This window comes from Actinomadura sp. CNU-125, from assembly GCF_001942465.1.
Taxonomy (GTDB): Bacteria; Actinomycetota; Actinomycetes; order Streptosporangiales; family Streptosporangiaceae; genus Spirillospora.
The window spans coordinates 1-24,379 of sequence record NZ_MKJY01000594.1 but is presented as its reverse complement, the minus strand read 5'-3'; the positions used below and the strand labels follow the sequence as shown (position 1 = coordinate 24,379).

The 24,379-nt window shown below is 74.9% G+C and carries 25 protein-coding genes and 9 pseudogenes; 28 read left to right on the top strand and 6 right to left on the bottom strand.

The window, feature by feature from the left end; translation table 11 throughout:
• Positions 1 to 154: 154 nt before the first annotated feature.
• The 19 genes and pseudogenes from BJF79_RS48460 (at position 155) to BJF79_RS64925 (ending at position 13,948) form a co-directional block, all read left to right on the top strand.
• On the top strand, positions 155 to 1,339 hold the full coding sequence (locus BJF79_RS48460) for an ABC transporter substrate-binding protein (protein WP_075907327.1): 1,185 nt from the start codon (positions 155 to 157) through the stop codon (positions 1,337 to 1,339).
• On the top strand, positions 1,336 to 2,121 hold the full coding sequence (locus tag BJF79_RS48455) for an ABC transporter ATP-binding protein (protein WP_075907326.1): 786 nt from the start codon (positions 1,336 to 1,338) through the stop codon (positions 2,119 to 2,121). Before BJF79_RS48460 ends, BJF79_RS48455 begins: the two co-directional genes overlap by 4 nt.
• The gene (locus BJF79_RS64960; protein WP_262403672.1) at positions 2,118 to 2,528 is read left to right on the top strand and encodes an ATP-binding cassette domain-containing protein; all 411 of its coding nucleotides are present in this window, start codon (positions 2,118 to 2,120) and stop codon (positions 2,526 to 2,528) included. Before BJF79_RS48455 ends, BJF79_RS64960 begins: the two co-directional genes overlap by 4 nt.
• On the top strand, positions 2,429 to 2,818 hold the full coding sequence (locus BJF79_RS64955) for an ATP-binding cassette domain-containing protein (protein ID WP_316043584.1): 390 nt from the start codon (positions 2,429 to 2,431) through the stop codon (positions 2,816 to 2,818). Before BJF79_RS64960 ends, BJF79_RS64955 begins: the two co-directional genes overlap by 100 nt.
• Positions 2,815 to 3,096, top strand: coding sequence for a hypothetical protein (locus BJF79_RS64950; RefSeq protein ID WP_262403670.1), 282 nt, complete (start codon positions 2,815 to 2,817; stop codon positions 3,094 to 3,096). Before BJF79_RS64955 ends, BJF79_RS64950 begins: the two co-directional genes overlap by 4 nt.
• Positions 3,015 to 3,677 (top strand): branched-chain amino acid ABC transporter permease, encoded by a 663-nt coding sequence (locus BJF79_RS48445; protein WP_262403669.1) that lies wholly within the window; start codon positions 3,015 to 3,017, stop codon positions 3,675 to 3,677. Before BJF79_RS64950 ends, BJF79_RS48445 begins: the two co-directional genes overlap by 82 nt.
• Positions 3,674 to 4,060 (top strand): hypothetical protein, encoded by a 387-nt coding sequence (locus tag BJF79_RS64945; protein WP_075907325.1) that lies wholly within the window; start codon positions 3,674 to 3,676, stop codon positions 4,058 to 4,060. Before BJF79_RS48445 ends, BJF79_RS64945 begins: the two co-directional genes overlap by 4 nt.
• The gene (locus BJF79_RS52505) at positions 3,952 to 4,716 is read left to right on the top strand and encodes a branched-chain amino acid ABC transporter permease (protein ID WP_316043586.1); all 765 of its coding nucleotides are present in this window, start codon (positions 3,952 to 3,954) and stop codon (positions 4,714 to 4,716) included. The genes BJF79_RS64945 and BJF79_RS52505 overlap by 109 nt, the downstream gene beginning before the upstream one ends.
• Positions 4,717 to 4,740: 24 nt before the next feature.
• Positions 4,741 to 5,777, top strand: a pseudogene (locus BJF79_RS68170) (AMP-binding protein); the annotation flags it as partial.
• Positions 5,766 to 6,254, top strand: coding sequence for an AMP-binding enzyme (locus BJF79_RS68165; RefSeq protein WP_410050236.1), 489 nt, complete (start codon positions 5,766 to 5,768; stop codon positions 6,252 to 6,254). The pseudogene BJF79_RS68170 and the gene BJF79_RS68165, both read left to right, overlap by 12 nt.
• Before the next feature lie 17 nt (positions 6,255 to 6,271).
• Positions 6,272 to 7,036: an IclR family transcriptional regulator gene (locus BJF79_RS48425; RefSeq protein WP_262403667.1), complete on the top strand. Its 765-nt coding sequence runs from the start codon at positions 6,272 to 6,274 to the stop codon at positions 7,034 to 7,036.
• A gap of 85 nt (positions 7,037 to 7,121) precedes the next feature.
• Positions 7,122 to 8,135 carry an aromatic ring-hydroxylating dioxygenase subunit alpha gene (locus BJF79_RS48420; protein WP_075907322.1) on the top strand — a complete coding sequence of 338 codons (1,014 nt, stop codon included), beginning with the start codon at positions 7,122 to 7,124 and terminating at the stop codon, positions 8,133 to 8,135.
• A complete protein-coding gene (locus BJF79_RS57720) occupies positions 8,132 to 8,293 on the top strand; it encodes a hypothetical protein (protein ID WP_187357163.1) in 162 nt (53 codons plus the stop codon). Before BJF79_RS48420 ends, BJF79_RS57720 begins: the two co-directional genes overlap by 4 nt.
• Positions 8,294 to 8,350: 57 nt before the next feature.
• Positions 8,351 to 9,394, top strand: a complete 1,044-nt coding sequence (locus BJF79_RS48415) for a FecCD family ABC transporter permease (protein WP_262403666.1) — start codon at positions 8,351 to 8,353, stop codon at positions 9,392 to 9,394.
• Entirely contained in the window at positions 9,391 to 9,630 is a 240-nt protein-coding gene (locus BJF79_RS64935; protein WP_262403665.1) for a hypothetical protein, read from the top strand. Before BJF79_RS48415 ends, BJF79_RS64935 begins: the two co-directional genes overlap by 4 nt.
• Complete coding sequence (locus tag BJF79_RS48410) at positions 9,627 to 10,322, top strand: FecCD family ABC transporter permease (protein WP_262403664.1); 696 nt, start codon at positions 9,627 to 9,629, stop codon at positions 10,320 to 10,322. Before BJF79_RS64935 ends, BJF79_RS48410 begins: the two co-directional genes overlap by 4 nt.
• Positions 10,213 to 10,437, top strand: coding sequence for an iron chelate uptake ABC transporter family permease subunit (locus tag BJF79_RS64930; protein ID WP_262403676.1), 225 nt, complete (start codon positions 10,213 to 10,215; stop codon positions 10,435 to 10,437). Before BJF79_RS48410 ends, BJF79_RS64930 begins: the two co-directional genes overlap by 110 nt.
• A 62-nt stretch (positions 10,438 to 10,499) precedes the next feature.
• Positions 10,500 to 13,502, top strand: a pseudogene (locus BJF79_RS48405) (amino acid adenylation domain-containing protein); the annotation flags it as partial.
• A 173-nt stretch (positions 13,503 to 13,675) separates the two neighbouring features.
• On the top strand, positions 13,676 to 13,948 hold the full coding sequence (locus BJF79_RS64925) for a phosphopantetheine-binding protein (protein ID WP_262403675.1): 273 nt from the start codon (positions 13,676 to 13,678) through the stop codon (positions 13,946 to 13,948).
• A 590-nt stretch (positions 13,949 to 14,538) separates the two neighbouring features.
• On the opposite strand, the pseudogene BJF79_RS68160 reads toward BJF79_RS64925, so the two are convergent.
• Positions 14,539 to 14,877, bottom strand: a pseudogene (locus tag BJF79_RS68160) (MFS transporter); the annotation flags it as partial.
• Positions 14,841 to 15,269: an MFS transporter gene (locus BJF79_RS64920; RefSeq protein ID WP_075907320.1), complete on the bottom strand. Its 429-nt coding sequence runs from the start codon at positions 15,267 to 15,269 to the stop codon at positions 14,841 to 14,843. The pseudogene BJF79_RS68160 and the gene BJF79_RS64920, both read right to left, overlap by 37 nt.
• A 122-nt stretch (positions 15,270 to 15,391) precedes the next feature.
• Here BJF79_RS64920 and panD point away from each other — a divergent pair, with 122 nt between their 5' ends.
• The 3 genes and pseudogenes from panD to BJF79_RS66260 all read left to right on the top strand — a co-directional run bounded on the left by panD (position 15,392) and on the right by BJF79_RS66260 (position 17,441).
• Positions 15,392 to 15,799, top strand: coding sequence for an aspartate 1-decarboxylase (panD, locus tag BJF79_RS48385; protein WP_410050235.1), 408 nt, complete (start codon positions 15,392 to 15,394; stop codon positions 15,797 to 15,799).
• A 303-nt stretch (positions 15,800 to 16,102) separates the two neighbouring features.
• Positions 16,103 to 17,250, top strand: a pseudogene (locus tag BJF79_RS66265) (AMP-binding protein).
• On the top strand, positions 17,211 to 17,441 hold the full coding sequence (locus BJF79_RS66260; RefSeq protein WP_316043581.1) for an AMP-binding enzyme: 231 nt from the start codon (positions 17,211 to 17,213) through the stop codon (positions 17,439 to 17,441). Before BJF79_RS66265 ends, BJF79_RS66260 begins: the two are co-directional and overlap by 40 nt.
• Before the next feature lie 59 nt (positions 17,442 to 17,500).
• On the opposite strand, the pseudogene BJF79_RS68155 reads toward BJF79_RS66260, so the two are convergent.
• The 3 genes and pseudogenes from BJF79_RS68155 to BJF79_RS64905 form a co-directional block, all read right to left on the bottom strand.
• A pseudogene (locus BJF79_RS68155) lies at positions 17,501 to 17,614 on the bottom strand (chorismate-binding protein); the annotation flags it as partial.
• A 133-nt stretch (positions 17,615 to 17,747) separates the two neighbouring features.
• Positions 17,748 to 18,239, bottom strand: a pseudogene (locus BJF79_RS68150) (chorismate-binding protein); the annotation flags it as partial.
• Entirely contained in the window at positions 18,236 to 18,817 is a 582-nt protein-coding gene (locus BJF79_RS64905) for a hypothetical protein (RefSeq protein WP_262403663.1), read from the bottom strand. The gene BJF79_RS64905 and the pseudogene BJF79_RS68150, both read right to left, overlap by 4 nt.
• A 209-nt stretch (positions 18,818 to 19,026) precedes the next feature.
• Between BJF79_RS64905 and BJF79_RS68145 the strand changes: the two are divergent.
• The 3 pseudogenes from BJF79_RS68145 to BJF79_RS68140 all read left to right on the top strand — a co-directional run.
• Positions 19,027 to 19,272: pseudogene (locus BJF79_RS68145) on the top strand (condensation domain-containing protein); the annotation flags it as partial.
• Between the two features lie 430 nt (positions 19,273 to 19,702).
• Positions 19,703 to 21,340: pseudogene (locus BJF79_RS48365) on the top strand (condensation domain-containing protein); the annotation flags it as partial.
• A 131-nt stretch (positions 21,341 to 21,471) separates the two neighbouring features.
• Positions 21,472 to 21,978, top strand: a pseudogene (locus BJF79_RS68140) (AMP-binding protein); the annotation flags it as partial.
• Here BJF79_RS68140 and BJF79_RS68135 read toward each other — a convergent pair.
• Positions 21,978 to 22,193 (bottom strand): hypothetical protein, encoded by a 216-nt coding sequence (locus BJF79_RS68135; RefSeq protein ID WP_075907317.1) that lies wholly within the window; start codon positions 22,191 to 22,193, stop codon positions 21,978 to 21,980. The pseudogene BJF79_RS68140 and the gene BJF79_RS68135 sit on opposite strands and share 1 nt — an antisense overlap.
• On the opposite strand from BJF79_RS68135, the gene BJF79_RS68130 reads away from it, so the two are divergent.
• The 3 genes from BJF79_RS68130 to BJF79_RS68120 form a co-directional block, all read left to right on the top strand.
• On the top strand, positions 22,116 to 22,340 hold the full coding sequence (locus BJF79_RS68130) for a phosphopantetheine-binding protein (protein WP_083734816.1): 225 nt from the start codon (positions 22,116 to 22,118) through the stop codon (positions 22,338 to 22,340). The two genes, BJF79_RS68135 and BJF79_RS68130, sit on opposite strands and share 78 nt — an antisense overlap.
• Entirely contained in the window at positions 22,337 to 23,065 is a 729-nt protein-coding gene (locus tag BJF79_RS68125; RefSeq protein ID WP_075907316.1) for a condensation domain-containing protein, read from the top strand. Before BJF79_RS68130 ends, BJF79_RS68125 begins: the two co-directional genes overlap by 4 nt.
• On the top strand, positions 22,957 to 24,379 hold a 1,423-nt coding region (locus BJF79_RS68120), incomplete at its 3' end, for a condensation domain-containing protein (protein ID WP_410050234.1). The genes BJF79_RS68125 and BJF79_RS68120, both read left to right, overlap by 109 nt.

The window sequence follows — 24,379 nt, the reverse complement described above, 5'->3', positions numbered from 1 at the left end:
GTCAGCGTAACGGCGGTCCAGAACGTCGCGGGCCGCCGGATCACTCATGTTGGGCAAATCCTTGACCGCTGTGAAATATACGCCTAACTTCATGGCCAGTCCCACCCCCCCCGGGCACCTCCGCCGCAGCGATCCCCCACCTCGGGAGGCTCAAGTGCGCAAGATCGTCCCCCTCCTCGCCGCGGCCGTGCTCGCCGCCGCCACCGCATGCGGCGGTGGTGGCGGCGGCGACGGCTCCGCCCTCAAGATCGGTTTCATCGAGTCCCTGACCGGCAACTACGCCTCGCTCGGCGGCGAGGCGAAGAAGACGGTCGAGCTGGCCGTCGAGCAGCTCAACGACGCCGGCGGCATCGACGGCAAGACGATCGAGCTCATCACCCTCGACGACAAGACGTCGCCCGACCAGGGCGTGCTGCACTTCAACAAGCTGCGCTCGCAGGACGTCACCGCGATCATCGGCTCGACCTACGCCAACGTCGCGCTCGCCGTCCAGCCGCTCGCCGAGCGCGAGAAGATCCCCTACATCTCGCTCGCCCCCGCCGACGAGCAGGTCGACCCGATCCGCGAGTACACGTTCGTGATCCCGGCGCTGTCGTCCACCTACGCGCAGGCGATGCTCGGCTACTTCAAGGCCAACGGCATCGCGAAGGTCGCCGTCGCCTACGACACCAAGAGCGCGTACGCGATGGCCGGATTCGAGGGGATGAAGGCGCACGCGGCCGAGCACGGCGTCCAGATCGTCAAGGAAGAACCCTTCGAGACCAACGCCGGCAGCTTCAGCCCGCTGTTCACGCACGTCCGCGACTCCGGCGCGCAGGCGCTCGTCGCGTGGGCGAGCGGGCCGCCCGGAGTCACGCTGGCCAAGCAGTTCCCGTCGTCCGGGCTGGACATGCCGCTGTTCATGACCGGCTCGCAGGCCAGCAAGCTGTGGCTCGACCCCGTCGGCGAGGCCGCCGAGGGCGTGTACGTGCAGAGCGCCATCGGCGTCGTCGGCGAGCACCTCCCGGACGGGAAGCTCAAGCAGTCGATCCAGGAGATGTCGGCCCCGTTCGAGCAGAAGCACGGGTACGCGCCGCCGCAGTTCGCGATGGACGGCTACGCCGCCGTGCGGCTGCTGGCCGCCGCCATCGAGCAGGGCGGCACCGACCGCGAGAAGATCCGCGACGCGCTCGAAAGCCTCAGCCTCGTCACGCCGAACGGCCAGTACAACTACTCGCCGACCGACCACTCCGGGCTCAAACCGTCCGACATCTCCATGAACCAGGTGAAGGACGGCGCACTGGTGCCGACCGAATGGTCGAAGACGCAGCTGGCCGAGACGGCGAAGGCGCTCGGATGAGCGCGCTGCTCACGATCGACGGCGCCGGGCGGGCGTTCGGCGGCGTGTACGCCGTCCGCGACGTGTCGATGACGGTCGCCGAGGGCGAGACCCGCGCCGTCATCGGCCCCAACGGTGCCGGGAAGTCCACCCTGTTCAACCTGATCAGCGGCCACCTCGTCCCCGACCACGGGACGATCGCCTACGCCCCGGCGGGCGCGGACGGGACGCGCCGCATCGACCGGCTCCCGCCGCACGCGCGGGCCCGGCTCGGCATCGCCATCGTGTTCCAGGGCGCGCGCCTCTTCCACGGCATGACCGCACTGGAGAACGTCATGGTCGGCGCGCACGCGCGCACCCGGCACGGGATGCTGGCGGCGACGCTGCGGCTGCCCGCGCACCGCCGCGAGGAGGCCGCGATCCGGGCCGGCGCTCTCGACGCGCTCGGCCGGGTCGGGCTGCGCGACTGGGCGCACCGCTCCGCCGACGTCCTCCCGCTCGGCCAGCAGCGCTCCCTGCAGGTGGCGCGCGCGCTCTGCGCCCGTCCCCGGCTCCTGCTGCTGGACGAACCGGCGTCGGGCCTGCGCGCCGCCGAGCGGGAGGCGCTCGCCCAGCTCGTCGAAGGCCTGCGCGCGGAGGGACTGACGATGATGCTCGTCGAGCACGACGTCGCGTTCGTCGCCCGGCTCGCCGACCGCGTCGGCGTCCTGGACCTCGGCCGCCTCATCGCCGAGGGCACCCCCGCCGAGATCCGCGACGACCCCGCCGTCGTGGCCGCCTACCTGGGGGAGGAGGCCGCGTGACGGGCGCCGTCATCGAGGTTTGCGACCTGGTCGTCCGGTACGGGACGGCCACGGCCCTGGACCGTGTCGCGCTGACCGTCGGGGCCGGCGAGCCGGTCGCGCTGATCGGCCCGAACGGCGCCGGGAAGACCTCGCTGGTCAACGCGGTCCTGGGCGTGCTGCGGCCCGCCGCCGGACGGGCCCGCGTGCGGGGCCGGGCGGCGCTCGTCCCCGAGGGGCGGCAGATGTTCGACGACCTGACCGTCGAGGACAACCTGGCCCTGGGCGCCTGGCGGCGCGCCGAGCGCGCGCCCCCGACACCGCCCGCGTGTACGAGGTGCTGCCGCGGCTGGCCGAGCTGCGCGGCCGCCGCGCCGGGTCGCTGTCCGGCGGGGAGCAGCAGATGGTGGCGTTCGGGCGCGCGCTGATGGCCGACCCCGACGTGCTCGTCGTGGACGAGCTGTCGCTGGGCCTCGCCCCGCTCGTCATCGCCGACCTCGCCGAGCACCTGCGCGCGCTGAACGACGAGCGCGGCCTCGCGATCCTGCTGATCGAGCAGAACGCCCGGCTCGCCCTCGACCTGTGCGCCCGCGGCTACGTGCTCGAAGCCGGGCGGATCCGCGCCGAGGGCACCGCCGCGGAACTCGCGGCGGGCAGCGCGGTCGCCGACGCCTACCTCGGCGGCGCGGCGTCCCCGGCGGGGGAGGGCGACGCGTGAGCGCGTTCCTGCAGTACCTCATCTCCGGGATCGCCGTCGGGTGCGGGTTCGCGCTGCTGGCGAGCGGTCTCGTGGCGATCCACCGGGTGACGCGCGTCGTGAACTTCGCGCAGGGCATGTTCGCCGTCGTCGGCGGGATGACCGCCGGGTCGCTGCTGTCGTCCGGGCTGCCGCACGTCGCCGCCGAGGCGCCGCGGTGCTCGTCGCGGGCGCGGTCGGCCTGGCCGTCGGGTTCGCCGCGACGGGCAAGCGCGGCACGTCCCCGCAGTCGGCGCTGATCGTCACCCTCGGCCTCGGCTTCCTGGCGTACGCGGCCGAGATCATGATCTGGGGCGACAACCCCCGCTCCCACCCGGGTCTCGGCGGCGCCGTGACCGTGTTCGGCGCGCACGTGCAGAAACAGTCGTTCCTCGTCATCGGCGTCGCGGCCCTCGTGTTCGCGCTGCTCGGGCTGTTCTTCGGCCGCACCTACACCGGCAAGGCGCTCACCGCGTGCGCGTCGAACCCGTACGCGGCGCGGGCCGTCGGCATCGACGTCGTCCGGATGGGGCTGCTCGCGTTCGCGCTCGGCGGGATGCTCGGCGGGCTCGGCGGCGTCCTGCTCACGCCGCTGCAGCCCATCTCCTACAACAGCGACGTCCTGCTCATCACCAACGGGTTCGCCGCCGCGATCCTCGGCGGCCTGGACCGGCCGGGCGTCGCGCTCGCCGGGGCATTGACCCTCGGCGTCGCCGAGTCGATGGTGGCCGGGTACGGCGCCGCTTCCTACCAGACCGTCGTGGCGCTGGTGCTGATGCTGACGATCATGACGGTGCGCGCGTCGCGGCGGACCGCGCTCCAGGAGGAGGCCGCCCGATGAGCGCGTCCGCCCGCAGATCCCTCGCGTCCCTCGCGTCCCCCGGGACGGCCGCCGCGATCGCCGTCGCCGCCGTCGCGCTCGTCCTGCCGGTCGTCCTGCCCGGCCCGCAGGTGTCGGTGTACGTGCTGCTGCTGATCTCGGCGATCGTCGTCACCGGCCTGTCCATGCTGATGGGCTTCGCCGGTCAGGTGTCGCTCGGGCAGGCCGCGTTCACCCTGATCGCGCCTACACGGCCGCGCTCACCGCCACCAACGGCGTCCCCACCTGGGCGGGGCTGCTGCTCGCGCCCGCCGTCGCCGGGACGGCCGCCGCGCTCGTCGGCGTCCCGCTGCTGCGGCTGCGCGGCCACCAGCTCGCGTTCGCCACCCTCGCCGTGCAGCTGATCCTGCTCAGCGTCGTCGGGCGGCAGGAATGGGCGGGCGGCGACATCGGGCTGCAGGGCGTCCCGCGCCTCACGGTCGCCGGGTACGAGTTCGCCGACGACGCCGCCTACGCCTACCTCGCGCTCGGCGCGCTCGGCCTCACCGTGCTGGTCGTCCGCAACATCGTCCGCTCCCGGCCCGGCCGGGGCCTGCGCGCGCTCGCCACCAGCGAGGTCGCCGCCGCGTCCGCCGGGGTGCCGGTCGCCGCCTACAAGCAGGCGGTGTTCGCCCTGTCGGCGGCGTTCGCGGGCCTCGCCGGCGGCATCTACGCGTACTACATCGGGTACGTCGCGCCCGGCTCGTTCCCCGTCCTGCTCTCGTTCGAGTACGTCGTGATGGCCGTCGTCGGCGGCGCCGGGACGATCTGGGGCGCGCTCGCCGGGGCCACCGCCGTCACCCTGCTGCTGCAGGTGCTGAACGACGTCGGCACGCGGGAGGGGATGCCCGCGTCCGCCCCGGCCGTGCTGTCCTACGCCGTCTACGGTCTGCTGCTCGTCCTCGTCGTGCTGTTCGTGCCGAAGGGCCTCGTCCCCGCGGTCACCGACCGGTGGCGACGCCGCGGGCCGCGCCGCGCCGTCGGAGCCGAGCCGGAGCCCGAACCCGCTCCCGTGCAGTGACCGTCCGGAGAGGAAGCCCCCGCCATGCGCAACGAAGGACTCGGCTCCTGGCCCGCCCGCCGCGCCCGCAAGACGCCGGACGCCGCCGCGCTCGTCCACGACGGGCGGACGCTCACCTACGCGGACCTGCTCGCGCGCGTGTCCCGCCTCGCGCACGGGCTGCGCGCCTCGGCCGTCCGGCGCGGCGACCGCGTCGCTACCTGGGGCCGAACCATCCGGCGTTCCTGGAGACGCTGTTCGCCGCCGGGATGCTCGGCGCCGTGTTCGTCCCGCTCAACACCCGGCTCGCCGGCCCGGAGATCGTCCACCAGCTCGCCGACTCCGGGGTCTCGGTGCTCGTGCACGCCCCGTCGCACGCCGACCTCGTGGACGGCGTCCGCGATCGCGTCCCCGTCCGCGAGCACGTCGCGCTGGACGGCCCGTCCCGGTGGGCGCACGGGTACGAGCGGCTGTGCGACCGGGCCGCGCCCCTCGACGTCCCGGTCTCGCTCGACGACCCGTGCATGATCATGTACACGTCCGGGACGACCGGGGCCGCGAAGGGCGCGACGCTCACCCACGGCAACATCACCTGGAACGCGATCAACGTCCTCATCGACCACGACCTCGTCGCGGGCGACACGGCGCTGGTGTCCGCGCCGCTGTTCCACACCGCCGGGCTCAACATGCTCACGCTGCCCGTGCTGCTGAAGGGCGGCGCGTGCGTGCTCGTCCCCGCGTTCGACCCCGCCGCCACCCTCGACCTGATCGCCGAGCACCGCGTCACGTTCATGTTCGGGGTGCCGACCATGTTCCAGCGCGTCGCCCGCGAACCCGGCTGGGACGGCGCCGACCTGTCGTCCCTGCGCATCCTGACCTGCGGCGGCGCGCCCGTGCCGCCGTCGCTCATCGATACCTACCAGAAGCGCGGGCTGACGTTCCTGCAGGGATACGGGATGACCGAGGCCGCGCCCGGCACGCTGTTCCTCGACGCCGCGCACGCGACGTCCAAGGCCGGGTCGGCGGGCGTGCCGCACTTCTTCAGCGACGTCCGGGTCGTCGCCCCCGACATGACGGACGTGCCGCCGGGGGAGACCGGCGAGGTCGTCGTCCGCGGACCGCACGTGATGCCCGGCTACTGGGGCCGCCCCGACGCGACCGCCGCCGTCTTCACCGGCGGCTGGTTCCGCAGCGGCGACGCCGCCCGCCTCGACGACGACGGCTACGCCTACATCGTCGACCGCATCAAGGACATGATCATCTCGGGCGGGGAGAACGTCTACCCGGCCGAGGTCGAGCACGCGATCCTCGCCGACCCCGACGTCCTGGAGTGCGCCGTGATCGGCGTCCCGGACGAGACGTGGGGCGAGGCCGGCCGCGCCCTGTTCGTCCCGCGCCCCGGCTCCGGGCTGACCGGCCCGGCCCTCCTCGCCCGGCTCGACGGCCGGCTCGCCCGCTACAAGATCCCCAAGTCGGCGGTCCCGGTCGCCGAGTTGCCCCGCAACGCCGCAGGCAAGATCCTCAAGGCGAGACTGCGGGAGGAGCACGGCGGACCATGACGGGCGGACGGCCCCCGGTGACACGGCGGGTACTGGACATCCTGGGCGCGTTCTCGGCGGAGCGACCCGCCCTGTCCATCACCCAGATCGCGCACCGCGCCGGGCAGCCGCTGTCCACCGCCCACCGCCTCGTCGCCGAGCTGACCCGCTGGGGCGCGCTGGAACGCGACACCGCCGGGCTGTACCGGATCGGGCTGCGGCTCTTCGAGGTCGCCGCGCTCGCCCCGCGCGGCCCCGCGCTCCGCGAGGCGGCGATGCCGTTCCTCGAAGACCTCTACGAGGCCACCCACGAGAACGTCCACCTCGCCGTCCTCGACGGCCTCGACGTCGTCTACATCGAGCGGATCTCCGCCCGCGACGCCGTCCACGTCTTCTCCCGCGTCGGCGGCCGGTGGCCCGCGCACGCCACCGGCGTCGGCCTCGCCATGCTCGCCTACTCGGACCGCGACCTGCAGGAACGCGCGATAGCCGCGCCGCTGCGCCGGTTCACCGACCGGACGATCGCGTCCGGCGGAGCGCTGCGCCGCGCCCTGGCCGAGGTCCGCCGCACCGGCGTCGCGGTCAGCGACGGGCAGGTCGAGTCGTTCGCGCTCTCCGTCGGCGCCCCCGTCTTCGGACCGGACGACACGGTCGTCGCGGCCGTCGCGATCGTCGTCCCGAACACCGGCTGGGACGCGCGGTCGCTGACCCCCGTCGTCCGCGCGAGCGCCCGCGGCATCTCCCGGGTGCTCGGCGCGCCCCGCGCCGTCCGTCCCCCCGCGACCGCGCTGCACGACCGCTGACGCGGTTCTTCCGTCGAACGGAAGCCGCCTTGGACGGCCGGGGCCACGACGAGATGCTCGTCACACCCCGATCCGAGGAGCGCCCATGGTCTTCGCCCGCAACCAGTGGTACGTCGCCGCCTACGGCGAGGAGATCGGCGACGGCCTGCTCGCCCGCACGATCTGCGGCGAGCCGCTCGTCATGTACCGGACGCGCGCGGGCGCGGCCGTCGCCCTCGCGGACCGCTGCGTCCACCGCCGCTTCCCGCTGTCGGAGAGCAACCGGGACGGCGACCGCATCGTCTGCGGCTACCACGGCTTCACCTACGACCCGGACGGATCGTGCGTCGCCGTCCCCGGACAGACCCGCGTCCCCCGCACCGCGCGCGTCCCCGCCTACCAGGTCGTCGAGCAGGACACCCTCGTCTGGGTGTGGATCGGCGACGGCACCGGGGACGCGACCGCGATCCCGCGCGCCCCCTGGCTGGAGACCTACACGACCGTCCGCGGCATGGAGCCCCTCGCCGCCCGCTACGAGTTGCTCGTCGACAACCTCCTCGACCTCTCCCACGAGACGTACCTGCACGCCGGATACATCGGCACCCCCGAGGTCGCGCAGACGCCGATCACCACGGAGGCCGACGAGGAGACGGGCGTCGTCTACGTCAGCCGCCGCATGAAGGACGTGGAATGCCCGCCGTTCTACTCGCAGTCGACCGGAATCGACGGGCGCATCGACCGGTGGCAGGACATCGAGTTCCACCCGCCCGGCTTCTACCTCCTGCACAGCCGCATCGCGCCCACGGGCGTCGAACCGGCCCCGGACGGCGACGACTCGAACGCCTTCCACGTCGAGGTCGGCTACGCGATCGTCCCGGAGACCGACACGACCACGCACGACTTCTGGTGGGTCGCCCGCGATTTCGCCCTCGACGACGCGGAGGTGTCGACGTTCCTGCACGACAGCAACCGCACGGTCGTCCTGCAGGACGTCGTGGCACTGAACAAGCTCGAGAAGGTCATCGCGAGCGAGCCCGCGGGCTACCAGGAACTGTCGATCAACATCGACACCGGCGGCCTCGCCGCCCGCCGCATGCTGCAGAAACTGACCGCACGATGACCGGCCAGAAAAACGGCCTGCTGCGGGTCGAGTGGTCCCCGGGCACGGACGACCTGACCGGCATCTGCCACTGCGGAGCCGAACACCGAGCCGACGACCCGACGGAAATCTGGGCCTGGCTCCTCGCGCACCCGAACCACGAGGCGACGATCGGCTGAGCGGCCGCTCTTCATGCGGGGCTTAGCTTAGGCTAACCTCCCTTTGTGTTGTCATCCGTGCGGAATTCGCCCCCCGCGGAGCCGCCGCCGCGGGCGGCCGTGCCGCGCCGCGCGGGCCGCTGGGGCGGCCTGCTGCTGCTCGCGGCCGCGCTGCTGCTGACGGTCCTCGCCAGTTTCGCCATCGGCCCGGCCGAATCGGTTCCGTTCGGCGAGGTGCTGGCGTCGGTGCTGTCCCCGGACGGGTCGCAGCATTCGCTGATCGTCCACGAGCTGCGGTTGCCCCGCACGATGCTCGGCATCGTGGTGGGGATCGCGCTGGGGCTCGCCGGGGCGGTGATGCAGGCGCTCACCCGCAACCCGCTCGCCGAACCGGGGCTGCTCGGCGTCAACGGGGGTGCGGCCCTCGCGGTCGTCATCGTCATCGGGTTCTTCGACGTGGACGAGGTCCTGGTGTACGTGTGGGCGGCGTTCGCGGGCGCGGCGGGCGCGGCGGCGCTGGTGTACGCGATCGGGGCGCGCGGGCGCGGCGGGGCGTCGCCCGCCCGGCTCGTCCTCGCGGGTGCCGCGGTCAACGCGGTGTTCAGCGCGCTCACCGCGGGGTTGATGCTGCTCAGCCCGCAGAGCTTCAACGGCTTCCGGTTCTGGCAGGTCGGGTATCTCGCGGGGCGCGACCTCGGCATCTTCTGGCGCGTGCTGCCGTTCGTCGTCGTCGGGACGGCGCTGGCGATCGTGCTGGCCCGCCCCATGAACGCGCTGGGCCTCGGCGACGACGCGGGCAAGGCGCTCGGCGCGAAGCCCGGGCGGACGCGCGCGCTCGGCGCGCTCACGATCGTCCTGCTGTGCGGGGCGGCGACCGCGGCGGCGGGGCCGATCGTGTTCCTGGGGCTGGCGGTCCCGTTCATCGTGCGGGCGATCGTCGGGCCCGACCTGCGCTGGGTGGTGCCGTTCTCGCTGTTGCTGGCGCCCGTCCTGCTGCTGTGGGCGGACATCGCCGGACGGATCGTCGCGCCGGGCGAACTGGAGACGGGGATCGTCACGGCGTTCGTCGGGGCGCCGTTGTTCATCGTGATGGTGCGGCGGGGAAGGACGCGGGAACTGTGACGGGCAAGGCGATGACGAGCCGTGTCGTGCGGGTGGGCGCGGTGTCGGTGCGGTGGGAGCCGCGCGTCGCCGTGGTGTGCGGGACGCTCGCGCTGCTCGCGGCGGGCGCGGCGGTGCTCGTCGTCGGCTCCGGCGACTTCCCCATCTCCCCGCCGGACGTGGTGGCGGCCGTCGTGGGGCAGGGCGACCGCGCGACCGAGTTCATCGTGCAGACGCTGCGGCTGCGCGCGCGGTGACCGGGCTGCTGGTCGGCCTCGCGCTCGGCCTCAGCGGCGCGATCTTCCAGAGCATGTCGCGCAACCCGCTCGGCAGTCCCGACCTCATCGGGTTCACGACCGGTTCGGCGACCGGCGCGCTGCTGCAGATCCTGGTGTTCGGCGGCGGCGCGGTCGCCGTCACGGCGAGTTCGGCGGGCGGGGCGGTGCTGACCGCCCTCGCCGTTTACCTGGTCGCCTACCGGCGCGGCGGCGGGGTGGCCGGTATCCGGCTCGTGCTGATCGGCGTCGCCGCGGCGGCGATGCTGCAGGCGCTGAACTCGTACCTGATCACGCGGGCCGAGCTGGTGGAGGCGTACGAGGCGGCGTTCTGGCTCACCGGCAGCCTGAACGGGCGCGACTGGGACCAGGCGGTGCCGCTCGCGATCGCGCTGGCCGTGCTCGTCCCGGCCGCGCTGCTGCTGTCGCGGAGCCTGGGCATGGGGGAGCTGGGGGACGACGCGGCGCAGGCGCTCGGTGTGCGGGTGCAGCGCACGCGGCTGCTGCTGGTGGTCGCGGGCGTCGGGCTGGTCGCGGCGGCGACCGCCGCGGCCGGGCCCGTCCCTGTTCGTCGCGCTGGCCGCGCCGCAGCTCGCCAGGCGGCTGACCCGCCGCGCCGGGGCGCAGCTGTTCCCGGCGGCGCTGACCGGTGCGGCTCTGCTGGCTATCAGTGATCTCATTTCGCTGCACCTGCCGGTCGCGATCCCGGTGGGGGTCGTGACGGGCGTCCTGGGCGGCGTCTATCTGGCCTGGCTGTTGTCGACGTCGGGACGCAAGGGCGTGGGCTGACGGGCGTTGACGCCCGGACCCCCCTCAATTAGGTTAGGCTTACCTAAATCGAGGGGAGTTCCGTGCTGACCCGGGAAGAGCTGCACACCCTGCTGGCGGACGTTCTCGGCGAATCCGCCGCGGACGGCGACAACCTCATCGAGCTGGGCATGGACTCGATCCGGCTCATGCAGCTGACCGGCCGGCTGCGCCGCCGGGGCGTCGAGATCCGCTTCGCCGAGCTGGCCGAGCGCCCCACCCTCGGCCAATGGTGGGACCTGCTCGTCGAACGCGGCCAGGCCGAGAGCGAGCCCCCGCCCGGCGACGTCGGGCCCGCGGAGATCGACCCCGCGGAGATCGAGCCCGCGGAGATCGAGCCCGCCGACCCGTTCCCGCTGGGCCTCATGCAGCACGCCTACTGGATCGGCCGCGACTCCGGGCAGGCGCTCGGCTCCGTCGCCGCCCACCTGTACGTCGAGCTGGACGGCCGCGCCGTCGACCCCGGCCGGTTCGAGGACGCCGTCCGGGCCCTCGCGCGGCGGCACCCGATGCTGCGCGTCGCCGTCCTCGACGACGGGACGCAGCGCGTCCTGCCCGAACGTCCCGAGCCCGCCGTCACGGTCCACGACCTGCGGGACGCCCCGGACGCGGACGGCGAACTCGAACGCGTCCGGGCGGAGATGTCGCGGCAGCGGCTCCCGATCGAGGACGGCCGCGTGTTCGACGCCCGGCTCAGCCTCCTGCCGGACGGGACGGCCCGCCTGCACCTCGACGTCGACATGGTCGCCGCCGACGCGATGAGCTACCGCGTCATGCTCGCCGACCTCGCCGCGCTGTACGCGGGCGAGACGCTCGCCCCGATCCGCTACGGCTACGCCCGCTACCTCGCCGACGACCCGCGCGCCGCGGCCCGCGAACGCGACCGCGAGTGGTGGGCGGGACGCCTCGCCGACCTGCCCGGCCCGCCCGAACCGCCGGTCGTGCCCGAGCCCGGCGACCGCGTCGAGCGCAGGCACCACTGGCTGTCGCCGCCCGACAAGGAGCGGTTCCTCGCCCGCGCGCACGCCGCCGGAGTCACCCCGGCCATGGCGCTCGCGGCGGTGTTCGCCGAGGTCATCGGCGCGTGGTCGGCGACGCCCCGGTTCCTGCTGAACCTCCCGCTGTTCCACCGCGAGCCCGTCCACCCCGACGTGGACGCCGTCGTCGGCGACTTCACCGGCTCGATCATGCTCGAAGTCGACCTCACCGAGGACCTGACGTTCCTCGACCGCGCCCGCGCCCTCCAGTCCACCCTGCACACCGCGGGCGCGCACAGCGACTACTCCGGCCTGGAGGTGCTGCGCGACCTGTCCCGCGCGCGCGGCGAGCAGGTGCTCGCGCCGGTCGTGTACACGAGCGCACTCAACCTCGGCGAGCTGTTCGGCGACGCGGTCCGCGAACGCTTCGGCGAACCCGCGTGGATCATCTCGCAGGGACCGCAGGTGCTCCTGGACGCCCAGGTCACCGAGGTCTCCGGCGGGCTGCTCCTCAACTGGGACGTGCGGGTGCCCGCATTCCCCGACGGGGTCGCGGAGGCGATGTTCGACGCCTACACGTCCGCGATCACGCGCCTCGGAACGTCCGGCGCGGACTGGGACGAGCCGCTCGGCGTCGGCGCGACGCCCGAACGCCTGGCCCTCCGGCACCGCCTCAACTCGACCCCGCCGCCTCCGCCGTCGACGCTCGCGCGCGGTTTCTTCGAGCACGCGCGCCGCACCCCCGACGCGCCCGCCCTGCACTGGGGCGACGACCCGCACGCTCACCTACGCCGAGCTCGCGACCGCGCACTGCGCACGGCGTCCGCCCTCGTCGGCGAAGGCGTCCGTCCCGGCGACCGGGTCTCGATCGAGCTTGCGAAGGGGCCGGACCAGGCCGCCGCCGCCCTCGGCGTGCTGGCCGCGGGCGCCGCGTACGTCCCGATCGGACCGGACCAGCCGCCCGCCCGCCGCGACCGGATCCGCGCGACCGCCCGCGTCGCCGCGGCGCTGGCCGAGTCCGGACGCGACGGCGCACGCGCCGGGGGCGTCGCGGTCATCGGCGGCGACCGGATCGGCGCCGCCGAACCCCTCGCCGAGCCGGTCGCCGTGCGGCCGGAGCAGGTCGCCTACGTCCTGTTCACGTCCGGGTCGACCGGCGAGCCGAAGGGCGTCGAGGTGTCGCACGGCGCCGCGATGAACACCATCGGCGACCTCGTCGAGCGCTTCGGCATCGCCGCGGACGACGTCGCGCTCGCGATCTCCGCCCTCGACTTCGACCTGTCGGTGTTCGACCTGTTCGCCGCGTGGACGGCGGGCGGCGCGGTCGCCGTGCCGCGCGACGACGAGCGGCGCGACCCCGTCCGCTGGGCCGAGCTGGCCCGCCGGTGGTCGGTGACCGTGCTGAACTGCGTGCCGTCGGTGCTCGAGATGCTGCTGCGCGCGGGGCCCGTTCCCACGCTGCGGCTGGTGCTGCTCGGCGGCGACTGGGTCGGGACGCACCTGCCCGCGCTGCTGCGCGAGACGGCCCCGGACGCCCGGTTCGTCGCGCTCGGCGGGACGACCGAGACCGCGATCCACTCCACCGTCCAGGAGGTCGCGGGCGACGTCCCGGCCGACTGGACCGCCGTGCCCTACGGGGTGCCGCTCGGCGGCGCGGCCTGCCGGGTCGTCGACGAACGGGGCCGCGACCGTCCGGACTGGGCGGCGGGCGAGCTGTGGATCGGCGGCGGGGGAGTCGCCGACGGGTACGCGGGCGACCCGGAGCGGACGGCCGACCGGTTCGTCACCGTCGACGGCGTCCGCTGGTACCGGACCGGCGACCTCGCCCGCTACCGCCCGGACGGGACGATCGAGTTCCTCGGCCGCCGCGACCACCAGGTGAAGGTCCGCGGGTTCCGGATCGAGCTGGGCGAGGTCGAGGCCGCGCTGCGCGACCACCCGTCCGCCGGGCGGGCCGTGGCGTTCGTGGCGGACGGGCGGCTCGCCGCCGCGCTCGTCCTCGCCGGACGGGCCGGGCGGCGGCCTCGACGGGACGCGGTCCTCGCGCGCGCCCAGGAGCTGCTGCCGCCGCACATGGTCCCGGAACTGCTCGTCGCGCTGGACGCGCTGCCCCTCACCGCCAACGGGAAGGTCGACCGGGACGCGCTCGCCGCGTCCGCCGCCGCCGAGGCGGGCCGGGCGGACGCGGCGGACGCCGAACCCGAGACCGCCCTGGAAAGGGTGCTGGCCCGGATCGCGCCGAGGTGCTGGGGAGGGAACGCGTCGGCGCGGACGCCGACTTCTTCGCCCTCGGCGGCGACTCCGTTCTCGCCACGACGGTCGTGGCGCGGCTCCGCGAGGCCCTGGACACCGGCGCGCTGCCGGTGCGGGTGCTGTTCGCCGAGCGGACGGTCGCGCGCGTGTGCCGCCGGTTCGCGGAGCTGGAGGAGACCCCCGGACGTCTGGAGGCGGTCGCCGCGATCTGGCTGGAGGTCGAGGCGCTGTCGGAAGAGGAGATCGCCGCCCGCCTCGGGTGACGCGGGCGGTGGGGGATCAGCGGGGCCCGGGCTCGGCGTCGATCGGGGCGTCCGGCCCGGGCCCCGTGCCCGCGCCGTCGACGCCGTCGGGGAGCGGGCCGGCCGCCGGGCCCAGCGTCGCCCTGCGCAGGCCCGGGAGGGCGAGGGCGAGCGCGAGGGCGAGGACGGCGCTGGCCGTCCCGTACACGACGATGGCGGCGCCGGGCGCCAGGTAGCGGCCGAGCGCGCCGGCGCCGATCGACCCGACGGCCTCGCCGCCCGTCTCCTGCGCCGCCCACAGTGCGTTGACCCGGCCGAGATGGGAGGCGGGCGTGTGCGTCTGGATGAGCCCGTACCGGAGGATCTCCTCGACCGACGCGACGAACCCGTACCCGAACAGGATCGCGACGGCGATCGCGGGGTGCCGGGCGAAGCCGAGGCAGGCGAGCGCGGCGAACCCGGCCACGGACGCCGTCAGCAGCGCGAGACCGGGGCGCCGCGACCGTCCGGCCCAGCCGCTGGTGACCGACGCCAGCACCGCGCCGCACGCGGGCGCCCGCGTACAGCAGCCCGACGGTGCTGGGCCCGCCGCCCAGGGCGTGCTCGGCGAACGCGGGCATCAGCACGGGGATGCCGCCCGCCACCATGAACAGCAGGCCGAGCAGCATCAGCGACCCCACGACGCGGTGGGTGGCGACGAAGTGCAGCCCGGACCAGATGGCGCGCAGCGGGTTCTGCTCGGCGGCCTCGCCCTCGTCGACGGGCGGCAGGGCCGGGAGCCGGGTCAGCAGGGTGACGGTGCCGAGGGTGCCGAGCGTGGCCGCCGCGTAGTTCCAGCCGACGCCGAACGCCGACACCACCACGCCGCCCAGGGCGGGCGACAGCATCGACCCGAGCCGGACGGTCAGCGCGTTCAGCGCGCCCGCCGCGACGAGCTTGTCGGGGCGCACGAGCGCGGGCGCGCGGCGAGCAGCGCGGTGACGCTGATGCCCGTCGCGAGCCCGTCCCACGCGGCGAGCACGTAGAGGGCCGCGAGGGACGGGGAGGGCAGGAACGCGTTCAGCGTCAGCAGCGCGAACCCGATCCCGGCGAAGACGCGCGCCCGCAGCATCAGCTTGCGCCGGTCGTGCCGGTCGGCGAGCACGCCGCCCCACAGGAACCCGGCCAGCAGGGCGAATCCGGTGGCCGAGGCCACCGCGCCGACGTGCACCGTCGATCCGGTCATGGCGTAGACCTGCACGGGCAGGGCGACCGCGAGCATCCCGATGCCGAAGACCGAGACGGTACGGGCGACGAACACGTCGCGGAACGGCCTGCTCTCGCGCAGGGGGCTGATGTCCATGGCCAGGCGCCTGGCCCTTTCCCGAAGCATCGTCGGGGTTCTCCTCAGGAGGGGGAATAGCTAAGGTAAGCCTAGCCTTAGTTGGTCTTGAGAAAGAGGGCTATTTCGTGCAGCGCGTGCTGATGAACGGAAAGATCCACCGTGCGACTGTGACACAGGCGGACCTGCACTACGTCGGGTCGCTGACGATCGACGCCGAGCTGATGGCCGCCGCCGACATCGTGGAGGGCGAACAGGTCCACGTCGTCGACATCACCAACGGGTCCCGGCTCGTCACCTACGCCATCACCGGGGAGGCGGGCAGCGGGGTGATCGGGATCAACGGCGCCGCGGCCCGCATCGTGCAGCCCGGCGACCTGGTCATCATCATCACCTACGCCGCCGTCGCCGAAGCCGACCGCGACGGGCACCGCCCGCGCGTCGTGCACGTGGACGGCGCCAACCGCGTCGTCGCGCTCGGCGACGACCCGGCCGAACCGGTCCCGGGGGCGCCCGCCACCGGACGCGACGCGCAGTTCGCCGGGCGGTGACCGCCTTGACCGGACCGACCACTCCGACCGGACCGACCACGCCGACCGGACCGGCCGAACCGGCGCCGGACGGCTTCACGCCCTGGCCGAAGGACCTCGCGGACCGCTACGTCGCCGAGGGGTACTGGGGCGACCGCCTCCTCGGCGACGTCCTCGACCCGGACGTCCTGCGCGACGACCCGGACCGCGTCGCGCTCGTCGCCGGCGACGACCGGCTGTCCTACGCCGAACTGGACCGGCGCCGCCGACCGCGCCGCCGCCGGATGGCTGCGGCTCGGCGTCCGCCGCGGCGACCGCGTCGTCGTGCAGCTGCCGAACTCCGCCGGGTTCGTCGTGACGTTCCTCGCGCTCGTGCGGATCGGCGCCGCGCCCGTCCTCGCGCTGCCCGCGCACCGGGAGAGCGAGATCGGCTACCTGTGCGAGCTGTCCGGGGCCCGCGCCTACGCCGCCGCCGACCGCGACGGCGCGTTCGACTACCGCGCCATGGCCCGCACCCTGCCGGTCGAGCACGTCGTCATCGAGGGCGACGCGGAGGAGTTCACCCCGCTCGCGAACTGGACGCCGACCCCGTCGAGACGGACCGGCCCGCCCCCGCCGACGTCGGCGTCTTCCTGCTGTCGGGCGGCACGACCGGGCTGCCGAAGCTGATCCCGCGGACGCACCGCGACTACGTCTACAACCTGGAGGCCAGCGCGAAGGTGTGCGGGTTCGGGCCCGGCACCGTCTACCTCGTGGTCCTGCCCGCCGCGCACAACTTCGCGCTCGCCTGCCCCGGGATCCTCGGCGTGCTCGCGACGGGCGGCACCGTCGTGCTGGCGCCGTCGGGCTCACCGGACGAGGCGTTCCCGCTCATCGAACGCGAACGCGCGACCGTCTGCGCGGTCGTCCCGCCGATCGCGCTGCTGTGGCTGGACGCCGTGTCGTGGGCCGAGGAGGACGTGTCGTCCCTCGAACTCCTCCAGGTCGGCGGCGCCAAGTTCGCCGCCGAACGCGCCGCCGAGGTCCCGGAGACGCTCGGCTGCCGCGTCCAGCAGGTGTTCGGGATGGCCGAGGGCCTCCTCAACTACACGCGGCTCGACGACCCCCGCGACATCGTGGAACAGAGCCAGGGCCGGCCGCTGTCCCCGGCCGACGAGATCCGGATCGTGGACGAGAACGGCGCCGACGTCGCGCCCGGCGAGATCGGGGAACTGCTCACCCGCGGCCCCTACACGCTGCGCGGCTACTATCGGGCGCCGAGCACAACGCGCGCTCGTTCGCCCCCGGCGGCTTCTACCGCACCGGCGACCTCGTGCGGCGGCTGCCGTCCGGCCACCTGGTCGTCGAGGGACGCGAGAAGGACCAGATCAACCGCGGCGGCGACAAGGTCTCCGCGGAGGAACTGGAGAACCACCTGCTCGCCCACCCGGCCGTGCACGACGCCGCCGTCGTCGGCCTCCCCGACCCGATGATGGGGGAGCGGACGTGCGCGTTCCTCGTCGTCCGCGACACGGCCCCGACGCTGACCGAGCTCAAGGAGTTCCTGCGCGGGCGCGGCCTCGCCGCCTACAAGTTCCCCGACCGGATCGAGACCGTCGACACGTTCCCCCGCACCCCCGTCGGCAAGATCAGCAAGAAGGAGCTGGCCGCCCGCCTCGCCTGACACCGACGCGGCGCGCCGCCCGCCCCGCGGCGGGGACGGGCCGCGCGCCGCGTTCCGCCCTACCGGGCGAGCGGCACGACGTGCGGCGCGATGCTGGACAGCTTCTCGCACGTCTCCTCGTACTCGCGCTCCGGCGTGGAACCGCTGACGATGCCCGCGCCCGCCCGCAGCCACGCCCGCCCGTCCCGGTTGCCCCGCGGGCGCGCAGGACGAGCGCCGAGTCGAGCCCGCCGTCGTGCGACACCGCGAGGACGCGCCCGCGTAGAGGCCGCGGCGCTCCTCCAGCCCGCCGATCGCCGCGACCGCCGCCGGCTTCGGGATGCCCGACGCCGTCACCCCGGGGAACAGCGCGTCGAGCGCGTCCCAGCAGGTGCGGCCGGGGGCGAGCACGCCGCTCACGCTCGACCCGAGATGCTGCACGCTGCCCCGCTCCTTCACCGTCATGAACCCGGTGACCCGGACGGTCCCCGGCGCGCACACCGCGGTCAGCTCGTCCTGCGACGTGCGGACCGACACCGCGTGCTCGAAGATCTCCTTCGGGTCGCTCTCCAGTTCCCGCCGCGTCCGCGCGTCCGCGTCCGTGCCGCGGCCGAACGCGCGCGTCCCGGCGAGCGGCTGCGTCATCACGGTGCCGTCCGCGTCGACGCTCGCGAGCACCTCGGGGCTGAACCCGGTGGCCTGGAACCCGTCCAGATCGAACAGGAACGACCGCGCGGGAGTGTTCGCGGCGCGCCCCCGCGCGTACGTCGCGACGGTGTCCACGGGGTGAGGAATGTCTAGCCGCCGGGAAACGATCACCTTCTGGTAGCGGCCGGCACCGATGTCGGCGACGGCCGGGCGACCTTCTCCCGGTACGCGTCCCCGCCCGTCCGCACGTCCACCGGGGACGCCGCCGCGGGCGGCGCCGCCCCGCCCGCCGCGAGCAGCTTCGCCACCCGCTCGATCTCGTCGCCGTCCACGCCGGTGATGTGCGCGCGCCCGTCCTGTACCCGGACCTCGACACGCGGGACGACCAGGTGCGCGAGCCGCCCGCCCGTCCGCTCCGCGGCGGCATCGTCGCGCCGCTCCGCAGCAGCATCGTCGCGCCGCTCCGCAGCGAATTCGAACGCGATCCACCCGTAGGCGTTCCACACCGGCAGCGGCGCCGCCGCGAACGCCTCGCGCAGCGCGTCCGCGGGCCGTCCCGTCCATGGGCGGGCCACCGGCTCCGCCCCGGGCCACCGGGTGCGGACCTCGCCGTCCTCCAGGACGACCTCGCCGAGCGTACCGCCCGCGAACGTCCACGAGCCGGGCCGCTCGTAGACCACGTGGTCGCCGAACAGCCCGGATCCGGCCAGCCCGGCCATCAGGGCCAGGGGGTCGGCGGCGCTCTCCACGACCGTTTCCGTGGGCTCTTCATACGTGACACCGATGGACAAGGCAGCCAACTCCCTTTCACGGGCCGGGGGGTCCCAAACTTAGGTAAGGCTAACCTTGTGCGATTTTCCTAGGCAAGGCTAACCTAACCGGCGGTGGTGAAGCCGACACGAAAGAGTTGAGCGTGCAGGAGCAGCAGACCGACACGGCGGCCCGGCGGCGCGAACTGATGCGGCGGATGATGGCGGAGGCCGGCCTCGGCGCCGGCACGGACCGCCTCGCCCCCCGCGGTCACGACGGACCCGCCCCCCTTTCCCACGCGCAGCAGAGCATGTGGCTGCACCACCGGACGTTCCCGGACAGCGCCGCCTACAACGTCTGCCTCCTCGTCCGCATGGACGGCCCCCTCGACACCGGCGCCCTCCGGCAGGCCCTCCGCGCCCTCATCCGCCGCCACGCGATCCTCCGAACCCTCTACCGCGAAGCCCCGGACGACCCGGCCACCGCCCCCGCGAACGGCACCGGGCCGGGCCCGAACGGCGCAGGGCGTCTGGACGGCCGGGCGGCCGCGCCCGGTTCGGCGGGTGACGCGTCTGCGAACGGCACGACGGGTGCGGGGTCGGGCCCGGACGGCGCGGGACGTCCGGAGGACGGGGCGGCGTCCGGCAGCGGCCCGGCGACGGCGGTGCCCGGTTCGGGTGGGGTCGAGGCCGTGCAGGTGGTCACGGAGGACGACTCGCTCGACCTCGCGCCCGTCGAGTGCGGCGACGCGACGCCCGGGCCGCCGAGCTGGCGGCGCGGGCGTCGACCTGCGCACCGAGCGGCCGATCCGGCTGGAACTGCTGCGGCTCGGTCCGGACGAGCACGCGCTGGTGCTCGTCGTGCACCACATCGCGTGGGACGGGATGACGTGGGGTTCGCTGTCGCGCGACCTGTCGGCCCTGTACCGGCGCGGCCGTCGCCGCCGGGGAGCCCGACGGGCTGCCCGCCCTCGACGTCCAGTACGCCGACTTCGCGGAGTGGGAGCAGCGGCGGGCGGTCGCCGAGGACGACCTGGCCTTCTGGCGGGAGCGGCTCGACCCGCCGCCCGCGCCGCTCGACCTGCCCGCCGACCGGCCGCGCGGCGCGACCGTGTCCGAGCGGGGCGGGCGCCGGGCGCGCACGTTCGACGCGACGTCACCGAGCGGATGCGCAAGCTCGCCGCCGAGGAGAACCTCACCTCGTACACGGTGATGCTCACCGCGTACGCGACGCTGCTGCACCGGTACACGGGCGCGGACGACGTCGCCATCGGGTCGGCGGTGATGAACCGGGAGCACGCCGAGGTCGAGCGGCTCGTCGGCAACTTCGGCAACACGCTGGTCCTGCGCACGGACCTGTCCGGGGAGCCCACGTTCCGGGAGGCGCTGCGGCGGGCGGGACGGACGGTCGCCGACGCGTTCGCGCACCAGGCGGCGCCGTACGACCGGATCGTGCGGGACCTGCGCCCGGCGCGGGCCGGCGGCCGGTCCCCGTTCTTCGACACGATGCTGCTGTTCCTCGCCCAGGAGATCGGCGAGCTCGACCTGCCGGGCGTCGCGTCGAGCTGGACGCACGTCCACAACGGCACGACGCACTTCGACCTGTCGCTGGAGGCGTTCGTCCGCCCGCACGGCATGACGGTCGAGGCGACGTTCCGCCGCGAGCTGTTCGACGACGCGCGCATCGACGCGCTCCTCGGTCACCTGGAGACGCTGCTCGGCGACGCGCTCGCCGACCCCGACCGTCCGATCGGCGCGCTGGAGCCGATGGACGGCGCCGAGCGGGCCCTCATCGACGCCGCCAACGCGACGGACGCGCCGCCCCCGGACGCGAACGTCGTGGAGATGTTCGGCGCCCAAGCCGCCCGGACGCCCGGCGCGACCGCCGTCGAGTCCCGGGACGCACCCTCACCTACGCCGAACTGGACCGGCGGTCGTCCGCGCTCGCCGCCGCGCTGCGCGAGCGCGGCGCCGTACACCGGCACCGTCGTCGCCCTCGCGCTGCCGCGCACCCCCGACCTGGTCGTGGCCCTGCTGGGCGTGCTCAAATCGGGCGCCGCCTACCTGCCGCTCGACGTCGAACACCCGCCCGAGCGGCTCGCGTACATGCTCGGCGACGCCCGTCCGGTGTGCACGGTCGTCACCCCCGGCACGGCCGGGCTGCTGCCGGACGGCACCGCCCCGTTCGTCCTCGACGGCTCCCTGCGCGACGCGCCGTTCGCCCCCGCGCCCGTCGGCGGCGACGACCTCGCGTACGTGATCTACACGTCCGGGTCGACGGGACGGCCGAAGGGCGTGGCGATCCCGCACCGCGCCCTCGCGAACTTCCTCCTCGACACCCGCGACCGGCTCCGCCTCACGCCGGACGACCGGCTCGTCGCGGTGACGACGATCGCGTTCGACATCGCCGCGCTCGAACTGTACGCGCCGCTGGTCGACGGCGCGACGGTGGTGCTCGCCGACCGCGCCGACGTCCGCGACCCCGCCCGGCTCGCCGCGCTGCTGCGGGACGCCACGATCGTGCAGGGCACGCCGTCCCTGCTGGGCACGCTCGACCCGGCGGCGACCGAGGGCCTGCGGGTCCTCGTCGGCGCGAGGCGCTGCCGCCCGCGCTCGCCGCGTCCCTCGCGGGCACGGCCGCGCTCGCCACGAACATGTACGGGCCGACGGAGGCGACGATCTGGGCGACCGCCGCCGACCTGCCCGCGTCCGGCATCGGCGTCCCGTTCCGCAACACCCGCGCGCACGTCCTGGACGCGCGCCTGCGCCCGGTCCCGGTCGGCGTGCCCGGCGAGCTGTACCTCGCGGGCGAACAGCTCGCGCGCGGCTACGTGAACCGGCCCGACCTGACCGCCGAACGGTTCGTCGCCGACCCCTTCGGGCCGCCCGGAACCCGCATGTACCGGACGGGCGACCTGGCGCGCCGCGCCCGGGACGGCTCGATCGAGTACCTCGGCCGCACCGACGACCAGGTGAAGATCCGCGGGTTCCGGATCGAGCCCGCCGAGGCGCAGGCCGTCCTCGCGGCCCGGCCGGGCGTGGAGCAGGCGGCCGTCGTGGTCCGCGAGGACCGGCCGGGCGAACCCCGTCTCGTCGGCTACTACGTCGGCGACGCCGACCCCGGCGACCTGCGCGCGGCGCTCGCCGCGGCGCTGCCCGACTACATGGCGCCGTCCGCACTCGTCCCGCTGGAGGCGCTGCCCCGCACGGTGAACGGCAAGCTGGACCGGGCGGCGCTGCCCGCGCCCGAGGCGGACGTGTCGGACCGCGCGCCGCGCGACGCCCGCGCGAGGCGGCGCTGTGCGCCGTCTTCGCCGAACTCCTCGGCCTCGACCGGGTCGGCATCGACGACGATTTCTTCGCGCTCGGCGGGCACTCCCTGCTCGCCGCCCGCGTCGCGGCCAAGGCCCGCGCCGAACTGGGCCGGTCGCTGTCCATCGCCGACGTCTTCGAGGCCCCGACGGTCGCCGCGCTCGCGCCCCGCGCTCGCCGCCGCCGACGGCCCGCGCCGTCCGCGACGTGACCCGCCCCGAGGTCGTCCCGGCGTCCGCCGCGCAGCGCGGCCTGTGGCTGGAGGAGCGCCTGCGCGGCCCGTCCGCGTCGTACGCGCTGCCGCTCGGCCTGCGGCTCACCGGCCCGGTGGACGCCGCCGCGCTCGACGCCGCGTTCCGCGACGTCGTCGCCCGCCACGAAGCGCTGCGCACGCTGCTCGTCGAGGGCCCCGACGGCCTGCCCGTCCAGCACGTCCTGCCCCCGGACACGCCCACCGGCCCCCTGCCCGCACGCGACGCGGTGTCCGCGCCGCACAGGTCGACGACCCCGACGCGCTCTCCGCACGCCGACCCACGGGTACGGCCGGCCAGGCCCCGGGCGTCCCGTCGGCGGCGAAGGACGCGCGCGCCGAGTCGGGCGGTGGGTCCGCCGAGGCCCCGGGCGTCGCGCTGGCCGGTTTCCCGGCTTCGGACGCACATGGCGAGGCGAGTGCTGGGGCCGCGGAGGCCCCGGGCGTCCCGGCGGCGGCGAAGGACGCGCGTGGCGAGTCGGGCGGTGGGTCCGCCGAGGCCACGGGTGCCGCGTCGGCCGGTTTCCCGCGTTCGGACGTGGGTGGTTCGTCGGGTGTCGGGGACGTGCGGTTCGCGGTGGTGGACGCGCGCGGGGAGAGCGCGGAGCGGGTCGCGGGGATCGAGGCGGACGCCGCGTCGCACGTGTTCGATCTCGGCGCGGACGTGCCCGTTCGCGGCACCCTGATCCGGACGGGCGACGAGGCGTGGACGCTCGTCCTGCTGCTGCACCACGCCGCCGCGGACGAGTGGTCGTTCACGCCGCTGCTCGCCGACCTCGCCCGCGCCTACGCGGCGAGGGTCGCCGGGAACGTCCCGGATTGGGAGCCGTTGCCCGTCCAGTACGCCGAGTACGCGACCTGGCAGCGCGAGGCCGCGCCCGACACGTCCGGTCAACTGGACGCGTGGGAGGGGGTGCTCGCCGGGCTGCCGGAGGAGACCGTGCTGCCGTTCGACCGGCCCCGCCCGGCCGAGCCGAGTCACCGCGGCGGGCTCGTCCCGTTCCGGCTGCCGGTCGCCGGGGCGCAACGGCTCGCGCGCGAGAGCGGCACCAGCGTGTTCATGGTCCTGCACGCCGCCGTGGCCGCGCTGCTGCGGCGGGCGGGCGCGGGCGACGACATCGCGCTCGGCTCGCCCATCGCGGGCCGCTCCGACGACGACCTCGCCGGGCTCGTCGGCGTGTTCGTCAATCCGCTCGTGCTGCGCACCGACCTGTCGGGCGACCCGACGTTCGCCGAGCTGCTGGAGCGGGTCCGCGCCGCCGACCTCGCGGCGTTCTCCCGCGCCGACGTCCCGTTCGAGCGGGTCGTGGAGCGGCTCGCGCCGGAACGGTCGCTGGCCCGCAGCCCGCTGTTCCAGGTGATGATCGTCCACCAGCGGCTCGACGACGTGCGGCTCGCGCTGCCGGGCGTGCGCGCGGAACCGTTCCTGCCCGAGACCGGCGGCGTCAAGTTCGACCTGGACGTCTACTTCGCGGAAGGCGGCGAGGAGGTCGAGGGGTTCGCGGCGTACGCCGCCGACCTGTTCGACCCCGGCACCGTCGCGGGGCTGCTGGACGATCTCGCCGAGCTGCTCGACCGCGTCACCGCCGACCCGTCGCGGCGGCTGTCCACGCTCGCCGCGCCCGTCGAGCACCCCGACACCGCCCGCGAGACGGCGACGACGGTCGCGCGGCTCGTCGAGAAGCAGGCCGCGGCCACCCCCGACGCGGTCGCCGTCGTGTTCGGCGGTACCGCCCTCACCTACGCCGAGCTGGACCGCCGCGCCGAGGCGCTCGCCGACCGGCTCGCGGCGGCGGGCGCCCGTCCGGAACGGACGGTCGCGCTCGCCCTGCCCCGTGTCGGACGCGTTCGCCGTCGCGCTGCTCGCCGTCCTCAAGACCGGCGCCGCGTACCTGCCGATCGACCTCGGGTACCCGCCCGCCCGCGTCGAGGCGATGCTGGCCGCCGTCCGGCCGCTGCTCGTCCTCGGACGGGACGAGCCCCCCGCCGCCGCGCCGCCG

What these genes read in the sequence shown, in the direction of transcription:
- BJF79_RS64945 (WP_075907325.1), top strand. Translation starts at nt 3,674, where the DNA reads ATGAGCGCGTCCGCCCGCAGATCCCTCGCGTCCCTCGCGTCCCCCGGG.
- BJF79_RS48455 (WP_075907326.1), top strand. Translation starts at nt 1,336, where the DNA reads ATGAGCGCGCTGCTCACGATCGACGGCGCCGGGCGGGCGTTCGGCGGC.
- BJF79_RS64920 (WP_075907320.1), bottom strand. Translation starts at nt 15,269, where the DNA reads ATGGACATCAGCCCCCTGCGCGAGAGCAGGCCGTTCCGCGACGTGTTC.
- panD (WP_410050235.1), top strand. Translation starts at nt 15,392, where the DNA reads ATGAACGGAAAGATCCACCGTGCGACTGTGACACAGGCGGACCTGCAC.
- BJF79_RS57720 (WP_187357163.1), top strand. Translation starts at nt 8,132, where the DNA reads ATGACCGGCCAGAAAAACGGCCTGCTGCGGGTCGAGTGGTCCCCGGGC.
- BJF79_RS68165 (WP_410050236.1), top strand. Translation starts at nt 5,766, where the DNA reads ATGACGGACGTGCCGCCGGGGGAGACCGGCGAGGTCGTCGTCCGCGGA.
- BJF79_RS48420 (WP_075907322.1), top strand. Translation starts at nt 7,122, where the DNA reads ATGGTCTTCGCCCGCAACCAGTGGTACGTCGCCGCCTACGGCGAGGAG.